Raw genomic sequence first — 16137 nt, 5'->3', positions numbered from 1 at the left:
CCTCCATTAGCAAAGAATATAAATTTCTTTAATCAATTCCACAATTTCAAAGTAAAGTTCATTACTTCCTTCATTATAAAGGAAGTTTGAAATCATTCCATCGTTGTTATACCAAATTTGGACATTTACATCTATTTTATTTTTAGAAAAATTGAAAATCAAATTCCATTCATGATACTGAATAAGCTTCATTTGAATATCATAAGTCCTAAATAATTCAATTAACTCTTCGAAAAAGGATTTCATAACACCTACTTCATTTGGAATCGTATTGGAAGCTGGTTTTAATAACTGTAAAATTGTTTGATAATCCTCTTGTGTACCTGACTTAAACCTAGGTACCTTTATTTCACCTCTACCATTATAATCAAAAAACAATTCAACATTTCGATTATTCATTTCTAACGTGACAATCTCTAAATATGGTCTAGGATTTATATTTATAATAGATGCAACTCCATTAAGCTGCATCTTCAAATAGCTTTCTACTTGTTCAGTACTTGATTCTTCTCCATTCGAGAGATTGAGAATGACGTCTTTATTCACTCTTACGTTAGTTCCCTCCCGAAATTCTGTTCTCAAAAATGGAGAGATTGGTTTCCAATTAATCAAGTTTACATTATGTAGCCCAACGGATATCCCTGTATAAATCCATTTGAAATATTCTTTATTCGTTCTGCCACGATTTTCTTCTTGATCTGTATTAAAGAAAACTGTATCGAATGCATAGGCCATAGCTTTATGTACCGTCATAGCCCAAGCATACTTCACTTTCGAAGCATTTAATATTTTCCAATATTCGCCATTTGGATTATTCAGTTTCCTCAGTAATCGTTTTCTGTATTCTTTTTCATAATGAGTTAGCTTTCTTTTATCTTTAGGATTTCTATAAAGTTGTTTTCCCTCCTTTTCAACCTCCATATATTCGTTAGGATGTTGCATCATTTCTTGAAATTCAAAACTACTTTCAAAAGGTTCTTCATCAAAAATTAATTTTTCATAATGCGATAAAATTATTTGAATTGCTATCGTTTCTTCCTTTAGCAACTTATTTTGTGTAGATTTTAAATAATTCTCCAATACTAGTGTTTCAATGATTGTTTCATCTTGTAGTTTTATTTGGCAAGGGGTAAATCGTAATATTACTTTTTCTTTATTTACATCCACATGTTTCACAATTGTCTTATCAAGATTTACACTAATCACTTCGCCAAAATAACCATTATCAACCCTTTTAGGTTCAGTTAAAGAAAATGGCTGAGATAAATTTTTAAATGGTGAAAGATTACTTTCGATTAATGTAGGTCCATACGCATTAATTGTTGAATTAAAGACAATATGATCTTTTGCAGCAAGTTCATTACCATTTCGAACTAAATTCTTCTTAATCCAATGGTTTATTTTAAAGGCTTGTTCATTTGTAAAAACTAGAATTTTATTGTTGTATGGATTTCGAACAGCTTCAACTAATGCATTTCTACTTTCTTTTTCATCCAAAACGTATATTTCGTTATTTGAATGGATTATTAACTCATTGTATTGATTATTTCTTATATTCTTTGCAATCGTATTACATACTTTAATTATTTCAGAATCCCCTTCAGAATACGGTAACTCTGTAATCATAACTTCTGAATGAAGATTTTTATTTTCAAGAAGTGTTTTCAGATGTACAGGATGTAAAGCATTTTCATTTGGAGATCCATAGCTTAATTTATTTCTATCACCAATGAAAATAATTTTCCTGTTAGGATTGGCCGCTAAATCAATTTGATTTAATATATCGTCTAACAAGTGACCAGATCCAAATTTCAATAAATCTGTATCAAAATCTGTATTTGAAATAAGTTGACTGTCATCAATAATATAAATCGCTTTTTCTTGGTCATGGATTTCATCATTTCCTCTTAAAGGGATAATCTTCCTGTAAAACTCATCGATTGCTTCATTATTAAAATCAAAAAAGGAATTAAATAAAGACTCCACTTCTTCTAAATTTGGATGTTTTTTTAACATCTTTCTTCTCAATCTATTAGAATATGCAAATACTGGGACATCAGTAAAACCTGAATCAAATGCTAATTCTCGAATATCAGGAATTAACGCAGTCTTACCACTCCCCGTATTTCCAATTAAAGTCATGATTTTGCAATCCGATTCTAAGAATTCTCGAATTTGCTGTAACACATCTGTATTAACTTTACTCGTTTCAACAAGTGGTTGGTTTGTTAATTCAGATTCGACATGAACATCAAACAAGTATTCATCTACATTAAACAAAGTTTCTATAAAAACTTTTTTACTGTTTTCAGATAAATAATTAATACGTTTATTTTCTAAAACATCCATAATATCAACAATTTTATTAAGATAATTAGTTGAATCGACGACGGAAAAGCCTACTTTAAATTCTCTTGGAATTTCACCGATAATTTCTACTTTATTGTGAAAACAAACCATCGTTGAAATAGACTTGCGGTCAAAATCATGTAAGCGATATTTTAATTCATCTAACAACCTAACTCGTTGTTTACCAAGTTGACTAAATGGATTTGGAGAGCTACCTCCTTTAACTGTTACATCCCCATTTATTGTCCACCTACCAAATTTAAAATCTTCTTCTATTGGTAGTTCGAGTGTTCCACTATAATCTTTAAAATCAATTATGATAATCTGATTTTCTGTAACTAGTAAGCAATCAATTTGCAAATCCTCTCGAGTATTGCATTCTGGCATACCAAGTAAAATACCATTCCATTCTCTTTTTTCAAAAACTTGTGATAATTCTTTTGATAATTTTCTAAAAAATTCATTCTCATAGGACTTGGAAGACTTACCTTTACGAACCTCTAACACTTTTCACCCTCCTTTTATGTCTTTAATGACGTTTTTAACATCCATCTTTAATATAGTCATCCACTTCGGACTTTTCGGACAGCCCATATAAAAAATAGGATTAATTAAAAATATCATTCAATATATCGTCAGCATTCTGATGTTTCACTGATTTTTCAATGAATTCCTCAACCTTTACTTTTTTTTGAAGTCCTGAAAAGACAGGACTTTGCTCATAAATACGTTTTTGCAAGTAACCTAGCTTTGCTTCATTTAGCATGTAGCGCGGTTCGATTTGTAGGCCGACTTTTTTGTTAAAGCGACAGTGCAGACCGTAGTTTTCACTGTTGCTTAGTCGCCATTTTGCCGCAAGTGAAATCGGTTCATTTTGTTCGTATAAAACACCGAATAAAACAAATGAATGGCGATTTACGTCGGTGAGATTATGCAATGAAAATAAGCGTTCACTAATTTCCTCGTGCGTCATGGAATCATAAATGTACAAATTTTCGTATTCGATTTTCCCGCTTGCTAATTGGCGATAGAATCGAGTTGAACCTTTTATTTGTAAATTGAACTCCTGTAGCTTTTTTAGCACTTCTTGTATTTTTTCAGGTGTATCAACAGCGAAATCAAATTTGATCATCGTTGTATAGTTTTGTGCATGGCTGTAGTTTAATTTACGATCAATAATTGATTGGCAACGTTTAATGTCTTCCTGTGCATCCGATTTTCGATAAGCATCGATTGCTTGGGTAAATTTACCGAGCCGTTCTAATTTCTTTCCTTCTTCGAGCCATTCTAACGTACTATTAATTGTTGGAACGACTAAATGATCTAAACTTACAATTTCAAAAAGCTGAGGATTATCAAACAATTGGCTTTCTTGTTCCTCAATAAAGACAATTTCGTAAACAGCACGGGATGCAGCCACATAAAAGCTATGGAAGAACATACTTAAAAACGGTGTGTTTCTCTCTTTAGCTTCTTGCACATATTGTAACAAGTGATAACAATAAACTCTCTTATACTGCAAACCTTGTACTTCTTTCATTGTAAAGACTCGTTGAATCCCTTTTCGCAAGAAACTAATCTTATCCTTAATGGTTGGTACTATAAAAATTGATTCAATATCATTAGTGATGCGTGTATATGCATCGTCTGATATTAACTGTACTATGAGCTTCGGCTTTTCGGCAGGACGAATAGCAATTTCATAAAGTGCCTCTTTATGAGGGTCTAACTCCATTTGTAATGCCTTTAATTCATTTAAAACATATATTATATGGTCGCCAGAGCGGAAGTTTTTGTTCATTTGGTTCAAGCTATACATCATATGTGACCGTTTGAATGGATTCGTTAATTCCGATGTATTGAATAAATAATTGGACAACGCTTGATAAGTATCACCTAAAAATAACGCTTTTACTTGGTTTCCAATTAGCTGTTGGATAACGGCTAATTGTTTTTTTGTAAGCTCTTGTATTTCATCAACAATGATATAACGATTATAAGGAATGTTTACCTTTAACACAAAGAAGGCAAGATCATTTAAATCAACGTATTGATTTTGAGCAAGCCATTTTTCATATTGTCTGCTAATATGATACACTTCTCGTTTTGTTACGGTTGAAAGGTTACTATCTAATTTTAAATATTGTGACTCGGTCAATATTTTTTCAGTTGTAGCACCTTTTAAAACGGTGTAAATTTCTGCATATAGTTCTTCTGGTAATAATTCGTCATATTCTAAATGTTGCAGCCAATGGTAAAAATCTTCCTCGTAAATAACCGTATAAGATTCATCTAATAGGTTTTCAAAGAACTTGGCTAACGAATAAAAGCCAACATGACAATTCTCGGATTTAATGAATTCGTAGCGATGCTTTACATCGTTCATTAAATAAGGTGAAAACGTTATATAATCGACAGACTGATGAAACTCCTGTAGTAATTGAATTTTCCGTAGTGCAATATTGGTTTTCCCGCTGCCTGCACACCCAATAATAATCGTTAATGTGTCTTGATTTTGAAGGCAATGAAATTGCTCGCGTGTGAAAATAACTTGCTCTTTCGCTAATTGTTCATCTTCAATCACTAATGTAATGTATTCATCTTCATGCACTTCATTTTGTTCCATTTGAATGAGTTTGCTCGTTAATTCGTATTGAGCATAGTAATCGATTATCTCGTCGATTGTTTCGTTTTCATACTGATCGAAATTAATTTGTACATCCATGACGCTCTGTTCCACTGTCACTTTTTTAGCCGAGCGAATTTGGGTATCGTGTGTTTCAAAGCTTAAATAAGTAACGGTGCCATCTTCATTAAAGGTAAATAATATACGGTCTCCGCTATTGACGCGAAATTTATATATATTTGTTCCAACTACTTTACGAATCCAAAAACCTTTTGGGATTTCGTGAAAAACATTTGCATCTTGAATAAGCTGTGAAAAGCTTTGCAGACGCTCTAAAACAGCTTGTTGTTTTTCGCGGGGAACATGTTTAAAAAAGTCTTTCGTAATTTTCATATATACCACCTAAACGAGTGAGTTAATATAATCTGTCGCAGCGTCTACGCATTTTTTATCGTAAAGATCTATTTCTTGCATTGTCGGTATTTTAAATTTGAGATTTTTCGCTGGGGCGATTTGCTGTAAATAAAATTGTACAATATGTTTTTCTTCAGGACTAACGGTTTCATCGAGTAGTGCGTGTCCTAAATGATGCATTGTTTCTTCTACTTCATGCTCGGATTGGAGAGCGGTACGGTATGATTTCGCAGCGGCACGATAATCTCCTAAAATATATAGTACTTTGCCTAAGTTATAATAGGCAACGGATCGAGTAGGGAGTAGACGAATTGCTTCGATATACGATTGTTTTGCCTGTTCATATTGACCTGCACGCTTTTTGACAATCCCTTGATCGAGCATGGCCATATATTGGGTTTCAAGTGAAGGTCCTTTTGGTTGCTTCAGTCCAAGTATTATATGGTACATATTGCGAACTTCTTCAAGCAGATGCTGTGCTTTTTGCTTGTATTCATCTTCCTTTAAAATGTTCCAATTTTTGGTCTTGAAAAATGTTTTAAGCGCTTTTGTTTTATGCTGCTGTGGAAATGGGATTATTTCTGCTATTTCCATCGGAGTTATTTTGGACAATGGTGTATAAATTTGCACATGGGGATGGATGTCTAAAAATGCATTTGGTGCCAGTTCCTTCAGAGTATTCGGTATTAGCAATTGTTTTATGTGATAGCAGCTTGCAAAAGCGGAAGCATGAATCGATTGAATCGTTTTCGGAAGAATCACATGGCGTAAAGCAACGCAATAGGCAAAACTATTCATATAAATAGCTTCAACACCTTCCGGAATCCATACGAATTCTAACTCAGTGCATTCTGAAAAAGCGGCGTTTGCAATAAAAGTTAGTCCCTCTGGTAGTTCCACATAGCGAAGAGACGTTTCAGAAAATGCAAAGGCGCCAATATGTGTAAGCTGCTTTGGAAACTCCACGCGAACGAGGCTTGCGCACTCATTAAATGCATAGCTATCAATTACTTCTAACGATTCAGGGAATTGTATAAATCTTAAACTATGACAACCATTAAAGACATGCTTACCAATCTCAATAAGCCCTTCGTTTAATTCGATATGGATTAGGTTCGTACAATCGGTAAAAGAACGGTCTGCTAGTTGGGTAATCGTTTCCGGCAAAAAAACTGCCTGTATAATTGTATTATTAGAAAAGCCGCCTTCCGCAACGCCAATTACTTTTTCACCATGAATAGTTGTTGGAATTTTGACAAATGAGTCCTTGCCGATATATCGAACAAAACCTTGTTCGATTTCAAATTGATTTTCTGCCGTTACAAAATCTTCATCAAAGCTAATTTTATAAGGCGCATTTTGATAAATAGATTGTTTTTGTTCATTTACATTTGTGATGATTTTCATTAATGAACGAAACATCGTTTTCGGGAATTCCGAGATATAAATATATTCTATTTTTTTACATGCTATTGGGTCAGGTACGGTTTTTAAAACATGTTGTAAAGCCTTTTTACCTTCATTTGAAAATGTTTGAGCGACCAGTTTTGTAATCTCATTTTCTAAGTCGTCTATCATTTTTTCTAATGTATCGTCTAATTTTGCCATGCATAAATGAAGAACTTCTTCATCTAATACGCGTATGACTTCTAATAGTTGATCACGGGATATTGATCGAGTATTTTTGATTCCTTTTTTCTCACAGCATTTACGATACTCTAAGCCAGAGCCACAAATGCAAGGTGCTTTTCGTGGATTCATAGTGTAGTCCCCCCCTTTATACTAGATATATTTTCGAAATATTGTAGTAATAATTGACTGTTCGTTCCAAGAGCTATATTTTTCGATTTCCTTATTCAAAAAGGTTCATTAGATAATTCCGAATTATATCCACTCAATGTTAAATTTCCAATAATATGAATATACTTTGCATGAGCATCTTCAAAATCGCTACCTAATTCCTGTTTCCAACATTCAGTTAAAGTTTGTGGCATAATATGTTCAATTGTTGCCTTCGTTAAATCTACTTTCTCTTTATGACCAAAACTATCTTCAAGAACGCTTAAAATAAACTTACATTTTTCTCTCTTATCTCCGCCCCCATACAACTACGTTAAGACTATTCAAACACAAATTTTGTCGTCTTATCGAGCATCTTCTTCCGAAGTTGATCTTTTGTTTCATATCCCATATTAATATTTTCTGCTTTGATGATGGACGTGAGTATACAATTTAATTCCTCTTTTGTAGAAGCATTTTCAATTTTTTTATTATAAGAACGTACTTTATCAATTAACTTTTCAATTTCTTGATATGGAATTTGTGACAGCTCAGTTGCCTTTTGAGCCAGCTGCTTATTTACGTTTTCGTAGTACGCTGTTTGTTCTTTAATACTATCCTTTAACCAATAAGAGAAAGTGAAAAATTGTTTTACTTCTTGTGCATGGTCAATGAAATATAACAGACCAATACTAATAACCCCTGTAAGAAAAGCACTTAAAAAGATGGCAAGTGAATCACTAACATCTTCTAATTGACCGAGTCCTGGGATTTTTAAAACCGCCTCATGAATCAACGTTCCAAGTAACACAGTTGCAAGACCGACTAGAATCTTTGCGACAGCTTTCATCTTTTGAGAAAATGTCGTATGCTCGTCACTGAAAAATAGAATTTTAGTTATTTCAACAATGCTCGCCCAACATTCACGAATCACTTGTACGACACGTTTTGCTGTTCCTATAAAAATATTAACAATCGTCGTCGTAATTGAAGATAATATCCCTACAATCAGCCCTTCCTTAAACGTCTCAATAAATTTTTTATACTTACTGATGACGTTTTGAATAGTTGATTTAAAAATATCAGCGATGGCCATGAAAAACTCTTTGATTTGGAAGTTTTGTTTCATTTTTTGAATTAAATTTTTTATTCCCTTGCGAACAGACACCCAAATCTCTGTAAAAAGCAGACCTAAAACATGACGTAAGCCCATTTTATAGCCTTTTATTGCTGCATCTTTCCCAGCAGATTTTAAAAACTTGTCACTAGCATAATACGCTTTTCCAAGCTGTGCATTATAAACTGCTCGTGCATTTTTATCGGCCTTTTTCATTAGTTCAAAATCAGCTTTCAACAGATTTTCATACTTCTCAACTTGCTTTTGCTGTTCCGGTGTTGGTTTTTTGATGCTTTTTAACTCTTTTAGTTTATTCTCATTCGTTGCTTGACGTTCTTGTAGCTTGACAACTGCTTCATCCATCTTATCGGCCTTTTTACTACGGTTAATGGAAAAATTAGTTGCGTTCAAATTGGAATCTTGGTTCGCTAGCTCGACACCATCTAAACTAGCAAGTACCCGAGCCGGATCGTCGTGAATTTCTTTTGCTGATATGACATGATCTAAATCGAATTTCCCGTTTAATAATTCACCAGTATATGCATCTACTAGTGTCCCATCATCACGCATTTTGCTTAAAGTTGCATTTTTAGAACCATAGCCACTACTTTTACCACCGCCATGATAGTCGTTACTGTTGTACGTAGAGCGATTGGCATAAGCTTGGCTTGCTTGCTCTTCTTTAATGCCATACTTACGAGCTGTTACTAGTGTATCAACGTTGCCACCATCTTGATCATTAAATAATACCGGGTTTAATCCAAACGCTTTAAAAAGTGACGATACGACAAGATGTTCAAATTGCTCCATAATGGATTGGCTCGGTGGTTGGCTTTCATCGACTGCAATTGTATCCATTTGTTTTAAATTATTTGCTAGCATCTATAACACTTCCATTTGCTATTTACTATTTAACAAAGAACGATAAAGGTGATATCAATGAAACCTATAACCTATATAAGGTTCATACTGTGTATACTAATAACCCATGTGTAAGGTCGATTGCATACAGACGATTGTTATGGTATAAAATTTCGTGGACATTTGAATTTTCAATGCCGATTTCAATCTCTGCTACCATTTCATCTGTATCAAGATTAAATTCTAAAATTCGTTGCTTACAACTTATACCTTTATGACTTCTGAAATCATCACAAAGTAAGCGATATTCCCCCGTTTCAGAATAATAATCTAACACAAACATCCGCTTACCAAAAATCGTAACTTTGTTAGCTAAGCCGAAACCTAAATATTTATATAAATAATTATCACGAATTAAGTTTGAATCTTCATTATTCGCATTGAAGGCAAAGTTATTAATATATTCATTAACATTCTTTTTATCTAACATAACCTTTGCCGGTGCCTGTATAGATACCGCTTCGCCATTTTTGACGCGATATAATGCAATTGGTTGTTTGCGTTGATTTGTATACGTGTTGTCAATAAACGATCGCTCAGACGCCATATAAACAAAGCCATCTAGCTCATCGCTTGGCTCAATATGAACAATCGTTTGATTCTCCTCTAATGCATTTAATACTTGTAACGTATTGTCCCATAGCTGTCCACCTTCCTCTGTTAAGCGACCGTTTTCATAAATATATCTGTTATAGTAAACATTTTGCATTCTACCTGATAAGCAGCCAAGTAAAATGATTTCAACACGATTTTCTCCTACCGGGTGAATAGCAGCGCTTATTAATTGATAGGCTGGATCAAAATAATTGAATTCCCCTAAATTTAAGTCAAACTGTGCTGACTTATTGTTTTTCGCATCGTAGATTACAAAACGGTCAAAGCCAAACGTTTTCCCGATTGTTACAATCGAATATCTGCCAGAATGATCTGTATAGATATCGTGGTTACTATTAACTTGGTTAATGCTTGCTTTCCAGTAATCTTTATCGAAGGGTACAAAATATTCATAAGCATCTGTAATTAAGCTCGAATGTCTATAATCTGCAAAATCCTGATCATAGCTTTGTCTTTCAGAAACTAACGAATAGCTCGTTGCATTCCCATTATTAAAATGACTAGGATAACCTACTAATACGTCCTCAAAAGCACGTCTTACACTACGACCGCCTGTCATTTTTTGAACACTTACTAAGGCACGGTCTTCAAAATTAAGCGATGTATAATCATCATATTGCTCCTGTAACGAATTTAGCCTCTCAGCACCATAGCTTTCTATTAAATTATGCTCCAAATCTGTAATGACTTGGTACGCTATATCCGTATTTAACTCATTACCCTGCTCTTTCGAATAAATTGGCGTATTTAACAGACGTACAGCTAATGCAACCATTTTTAATACGTTATCAATTATTAAATCCGCACGCTCATCGTATAACTCATAATCTGTTCCATACACATTCATCACATCCATAAACTCTTCAATTTCGGAATCTAAAAGTACTTTCGTTTTAATGATCTCACTATTTAATGAATGCGTTAATTCATACAGTTTTGTTAAACCATGATTAATTTTTTGTACGTTGTGGATACAGCTCACAACTTCGCTCATACATTGATTGACTTCTTCTGTTAAAGATTTTTCACGTAGCTTTAAAATAGCTGATGTAAACGGACTTTGTTTGAACAGCGATAACACATTAAAATCATTGTCGTAAATTTTTAGAAGTGCTGAATCTAATTTAGAAAAGTCTATCCCTTGACCATGATCAATCGCCAATTTTACATTTAACTTTGTTTCAATACTTTTCAGCTTATACTCTGGTTTGTTATGTAATTTCTCAAACTCAGATGCAAAGAATGCTAAGCTATTACGGATATTTTGACGAACTATTCCGCCGTTTTCAAATTCAATAGCTACTCTACGCTCTAACACTTCTTTATCATCTAACATGCTATTTAACTCGTTTACTTTAGCTGTTAAATTCGCATCTAAATCTTTTATACGTTGTGCCGACAACCTTGCCTCACTACCTGGGAATAGAAGACCTACTAGCTTATCAGCTGGTGTATCGCTCAATCGATATTTTAACTGGCTAATTGTACCTGAAGGATCATGTCTTAAGTCCGAAATGGAATCTTTCGTATCTCGCATTTTCCATCTAGCTTCAAATAATGCATTTTCTTTTATATGATCCACTTTGTAATACGTTTTCGTAAAACCTTCTTCTATTTTGTCTTTCACTGCCTTTCCCGCTTTACTAGCCTTCCATGCTACTTCGTCTTTAACAGAACCCAACTTATACCAAATACTCATTTTCACCATACCTACTTTCAAGTATTTTAACTCTCAATAATCAATTTCCGAGTATTTCTGTTTGATTTTCTTATGTATGATTGTAAATTCATTTCGAAAACTTTCCGGTCCCAACACTTCCACAAACTCCCCTTGACTCAACAGCCACATCTTTATCCCCTTACCAAATACTTCAGCTTCAAAAATCAAGCCATCGTCCAGCTTTTCTACAACTTTTGCTGTTGGTAATCGGTCAAGAACGGATTGCTTTGAAGGACCAGTGAACTTGAACCTTACATTTATCAGCTCACCAGTATACATAAACTGCACGCGCTTTCGAAATTCACCTTCTTGGAAACGTTCATGGTACGGCACTCTGAATGTAATAGATGTTTGCTCAAATCGCTCAATTCGATCAATCCGATAAATCGTTGGATAGTCGAAGTCTTTCCCGATTGGATAAGCAATCAAATAAAAATAGTACTCTGAAAAAATAATGCCGACTGGTTTTACGTTTCGCTCACTTGCTTGCTCGTCAAATTCGCGTTTATAGTGCATAGTGATGACTTTTTTCGCCTGAATCGCTAATGATAGTTGCCACAACACATCAAGCAATTCCTTTTGATGAACCAACTCGACATACAAATACTTTTCATTCGCCATCATTTGCTTAATTATTGTTTGGTCTCCTTTTTTAGCAAGATGAGTTAGCTTATCAATTAAGCTGTCCATCTCACCTTTAGGAAATGCTCTAGATTCAATTAAGACTTTTAGGATAGCGAAAATCTCTTCATTTCTTAGCCAGCTTGGTGTCTTCGTTTCTAAAACATAAGCTTTTTTCGAATGATCGTAATCGACATATTCATTGCTTTTTTCTAATTCGAGAAAGTTACGGATACTACCAATATCTCGCTGAATCGACTTTTCACTTATTTGGAACCGCGCTGCTTCTTCCTTTTTAATAAGTGTTTCGCCGTTCATAAGACGCTCATACATAGACAAAATACGATGAATTTGCGGCTCTTTCTCTTGGCTCATTGCATCACCTCGTTAAATCTATCTTACTTATGTAATTGGACATAATATGACCATCCAAACAAATAAAACTATACAATCTAATTATGCCATTATTTTCATTTTTTATCATGACATTTTGCATAGGTGATTAAGGGGATATTATACTATAACGGTACAGACACAATTTAAATACTATTCCAATGATATTGATATAAATATTACTTTGGATATTCGGCTGAAAGTAATAAATAGGGGATTTGGTGAGGTTCTAATGTAGAAAAGCTATTTAAAAGAACGATAAAAGTTCTTTAGACGGGTGTTCTACCTATCAAATCAGAAAACCTTATTATATCAACGTTAACAAGGCTTTTCTAACCATCAGAAATTGCTCTTACAAAGGAATTAGCAAAATTTGTTAATAACACTTACGGAGACAATTACTTCAAAATATATTCCCATAAATATAAATTTATAGTTAAATGTAAGTTATAAATACATTATCTAGGAGGTTACAATGATTTGGACAATAGTTGCAATAGTATTAATTGGAATTTTAACAGGTTTGTTTTTTAGAAATTTATTACATAGTTGGATTTTATCTATAAAGTTGAAAAAAATCCCTAGTTGGATAAGCCCTAATTCATTGTTAAATATAGTGAGTGTATTATTAGCAATTTTATCTGTTGCTTTCACGATAGATGTATCACTTATTGAGTCAATAAATACTCACTTTACAAACAATGGTCAGATGTATTTAATAATATTTCTAATTACTTTAGTCATAACTTTTTATAATATGAATATTAAAGCTGATAAAATTCAATATCTTGAAAAACAATTAGATTCTGAAACAAAGAAATTATGGGAAAATTACGCTGAGTTAAATGAGTTTTATAGACAAAAATCTTTATTTAATGCGATGGAAATTTTTATAAACTCAACCCCAACAGTAGTCTCTATACAAAGATATAAGTATCGAATACTAAAAAACCATAAATTCTTAAAAATCATTATTAATGGTGATCATACAACCGTTAGAGAAGGGGACGATTTAAATCTTGTTTCACAAGCATATTTTGAATTCAATCTTGAGGAAATTAATGCAATAATAAGTGCATATTTAAAAGCTACTGTTAGCTTTAAGACTTATAATGAAAAAGACGATGACATAGAAGAATTAGAAGATATCTATTTAAAATTGCTTAAAGAATTAGACAATTTACCAATTGAAAAAATTAATAATTCTTATACTTATAAATTTGAGCTAGTTAAACTGTTACATCCTTTGTTAGAAAAAAGCATGAATGTAAACTTTGATATTGAATTATCTCAAGAGAAAATACAAAAACTAAATGGACGTAAGTCAGGTATTGATATTGCCATGTTTTTACTTAAAGACTATATGTCAATTAAATCGAGTCTTGACCTCTTTAATTACAAAGGTACTTCTGATTCGAAAAAAGCAAGGATGTATTCCAACTTACAATTAACAAACAACCTTGGAGAAAATTTTGTATATGTCATAGCCCATCAAACAGATGACAATTGGACTCAAGATAAAGTAATTCAAAAAATTGAAGAAGACACAAAAAAATTCCTTGAAATAATAGATGCAGAAGTCCATTTCATTTCATAAAAATATGATATCATATCCTTAGGAGGTGTTTTGTATGAGTCATTCCATTTTTAATGTCGAAAAAGCAATTAATGCACCTGTAAATCCATCCATTCAAGAAGAACGTCGCAATCGTTTTAAGGATAAATACAAAAAAACATTCAATTCTGATTTAAATATGGTTACGAATCCGATTTCTGCCCCTAAGCAGGTAGTTGTAAATGTATATGGAATTAAATCTAAATGGATTTAACTCTCCCTCTTTACCCATCCTTAACAAAATAAGGATGGGTATTTTATATAAGAAATAACTAAAATTTCCGGAATGATTTGCATATTACATTCAGTAAACTCATAAATGTTTATGAATTTTTCCCCAATGTCTTTTAACTTGCTTCTTAATCAAGCTCTTCACTGGCAACTGACACATTTTATTATGAGCCTTATAGGCATAGGTAACAAAATTTCCACGCTTTTTATATTCAAATCCAAGATGCGTATATAAATCATACAATGACCTTTTTGGTCCTGGTCGTTCTGTTGCATATTCAATACGTTTGACTGTTTTGGCTTTGCGATATGCTCTTGTGTAATAATTAAAAAGGCTTTTTTCCCTTAATTGAATCATCTGACCATCAGTTACAAATCCTAAGTAATCTAATTTAGATGGCTTTAGCTGCTCATCTAGTATATTGTCACCATTCCATAACCGTATTTCTGTTTTTTTCTGTTGCACATCTAAACCATCACTTTTATATTTATTAATGATTCCAAATAATTCATTTCGAATTGTTGCGAATTCATTTGTACTTTGTTTTTCAAGAGGGATAATTACAATTAAGTCATCACAATACCTTCTATACATTGCATTTGCGGACTTTTGCTTGCACCACTCGCTTATTTCTTTATCAAAATCAATTAGATGTACATTAGAGCAAACTGCACTCATACTTGATCCTTGCGGAATTCCATAAGAATCCAAATTAGGGTTTGGCTTTAAATACTTCTTTTTAGATTCCCTAAACTCACTAGAAGTCATGATTCGATTAATTTGATGTGTCTTGATTTTTTTATTTAATGTTCTTCCATATTTCTCTTCTAAAAACTTATCAATGTCTTCCCTATTTACATAAGTAAATTGTGTAAGGTTCTTAAACACTTGATACCAATCTCGTTCTAAGGTTTTTGCACCTAAAACCCTTCTTATATTCCGCTTCAATGTTTTATGTGAAATATTATCGAAATACTTAGTAAAATCACTTGAAATGACAACTGCATTTTCAAACTTAAATAGATGATCAAATATTTCAAATGCAAAATCGATATTATTTTTTCCTAGTTTATTATTTCTATAGGCTACGACATTATCATCAATTTCATTTTCAGATGCGTAGATATTATAAGCATTGTTTAATAAGTCGCCGTAATATTTATAAATATAGCCATCCTTATGAGCAGAATAAAAAATTTTACGTTTTTTAGGTTCCCCTCGTTCTTTTCTTTTAGTTACTTGCCCCTGCTCATCGATCTCTTTAATCGTTACAAATCTTTTAAAATTCATTTCAAAATGGATAAATGGTAAAAAAGCATATGAAGCTACCCAATCCTTATTCAAGAGGTTAGCTTTCATATGCCCTATGTGTATTCGTTCATCAAAATGTAAATAACCTTTAGATCTATACTTCTCCCAATTAATATTAGAAGAGCTAGAGAGGTTATGTAATTGTTGTGGCCCATTACTCCATTTCATAACAGAAAACCTCCTAGCCTAATTTGGTGTCATCCATCCGTAGATGAATGCTCTGCTGACCACGCCCTCCCGCATATAACGGAATTCTTACTCTTAAAACATTACACTATACTCACCCTATGGAGGTAATTACAATGTTGCTAAGTTTGTCTAGCAATCTAGAAATCCAGCTAGTGCTGTTCTTGATAGAAGTTACTAGTTTGCTTGTTGAGGTTCTAAATATTTATAACCTTGACAAGCGTGAAACTTAACACTT

At 33.0% G+C, this 16137-nt stretch carries 10 protein-coding genes; 2 read left to right on the top strand and 8 right to left on the bottom strand.

Translation table 11 applies throughout. From position 1 onward, the window contains the following. Positions 1-6: 6 nt before the first annotated feature. The 7 genes from BFM98_RS08740 to BFM98_RS08710 form a co-directional block, all read right to left on the bottom strand. Positions 7-2856, bottom strand: a complete 2850-nt coding sequence (locus tag BFM98_RS08740; RefSeq protein WP_066037134.1) for a nuclease-related domain-containing protein — start codon at positions 2854-2856, stop codon at positions 7-9. A gap of 100 nt (positions 2857-2956) precedes the next feature. Next, positions 2957-5368, bottom strand: a complete 2412-nt coding sequence (locus tag BFM98_RS08735) for a UvrD-helicase domain-containing protein (protein ID WP_066037133.1) — start codon at positions 5366-5368, stop codon at positions 2957-2959. 9 nt (positions 5369-5377) lie between these two features. Continuing rightward, positions 5378-7150: a leucine-rich repeat protein gene (locus BFM98_RS08730; RefSeq protein WP_066037132.1), complete on the bottom strand. Its 1773-nt coding sequence runs from the start codon at positions 7148-7150 to the stop codon at positions 5378-5380. 95 nt (positions 7151-7245) lie between these two features. Then, positions 7246-7497 carry an HNH endonuclease family protein gene (locus BFM98_RS08725; RefSeq protein WP_066037131.1) on the bottom strand — a complete coding sequence of 84 codons (252 nt, stop codon included), beginning with the start codon at positions 7495-7497 and terminating at the stop codon, positions 7246-7248. Positions 7498-7508: 11 nt separating this feature from the next. Beyond that, positions 7509-9167, bottom strand: coding sequence for a hypothetical protein (locus tag BFM98_RS08720; RefSeq protein WP_066037130.1), 1659 nt, complete (start codon positions 9165-9167; stop codon positions 7509-7511). 82 nt (positions 9168-9249) lie between these two features. After that, complete coding sequence (locus tag BFM98_RS08715; RefSeq protein ID WP_139111229.1) at positions 9250-11520, bottom strand: hypothetical protein; 2271 nt, start codon at positions 11518-11520, stop codon at positions 9250-9252. 33 nt (positions 11521-11553) lie between these two features. Further along, complete coding sequence (locus BFM98_RS08710) at positions 11554-12537, bottom strand: helix-turn-helix transcriptional regulator (protein ID WP_066037128.1); 984 nt, start codon at positions 12535-12537, stop codon at positions 11554-11556. 493 nt (positions 12538-13030) lie between these two features. Between BFM98_RS08710 and BFM98_RS08705 the strand changes: the two genes are divergently transcribed. Together BFM98_RS08705 and BFM98_RS08700 are read left to right on the top strand one after the other, a co-directional pair. Further along, positions 13031-14152: a hypothetical protein gene (locus BFM98_RS08705; protein WP_066037127.1), complete on the top strand. Its 1122-nt coding sequence runs from the start codon at positions 13031-13033 to the stop codon at positions 14150-14152. A 34-nt stretch (positions 14153-14186) separates the two neighbouring features. Further along, positions 14187-14384, top strand: a complete 198-nt coding sequence (locus BFM98_RS08700; RefSeq protein WP_066037126.1) for a hypothetical protein — start codon at positions 14187-14189, stop codon at positions 14382-14384. A 99-nt stretch (positions 14385-14483) separates the two neighbouring features. Here the strand turns inward: BFM98_RS08700 and BFM98_RS08695 are convergent, their stop codons facing one another. Then, on the bottom strand, positions 14484-15881 hold the full coding sequence (locus BFM98_RS08695; RefSeq protein WP_066037125.1) for a reverse transcriptase domain-containing protein: 1398 nt from the start codon (positions 15879-15881) through the stop codon (positions 14484-14486). Between the last annotated feature and the right edge of the window lie 256 nt (positions 15882-16137).

The organism is Lysinibacillus sp. AR18-8 (assembly GCF_001705465.1).
Classification (GTDB): domain Bacteria; phylum Bacillota; class Bacilli; order Bacillales_A; family Planococcaceae; genus Lysinibacillus; species Lysinibacillus capsici.
Note: the sequence above shows the minus strand (reverse complement) of the source record. Positions and strands in the feature narration are given on the sequence as shown.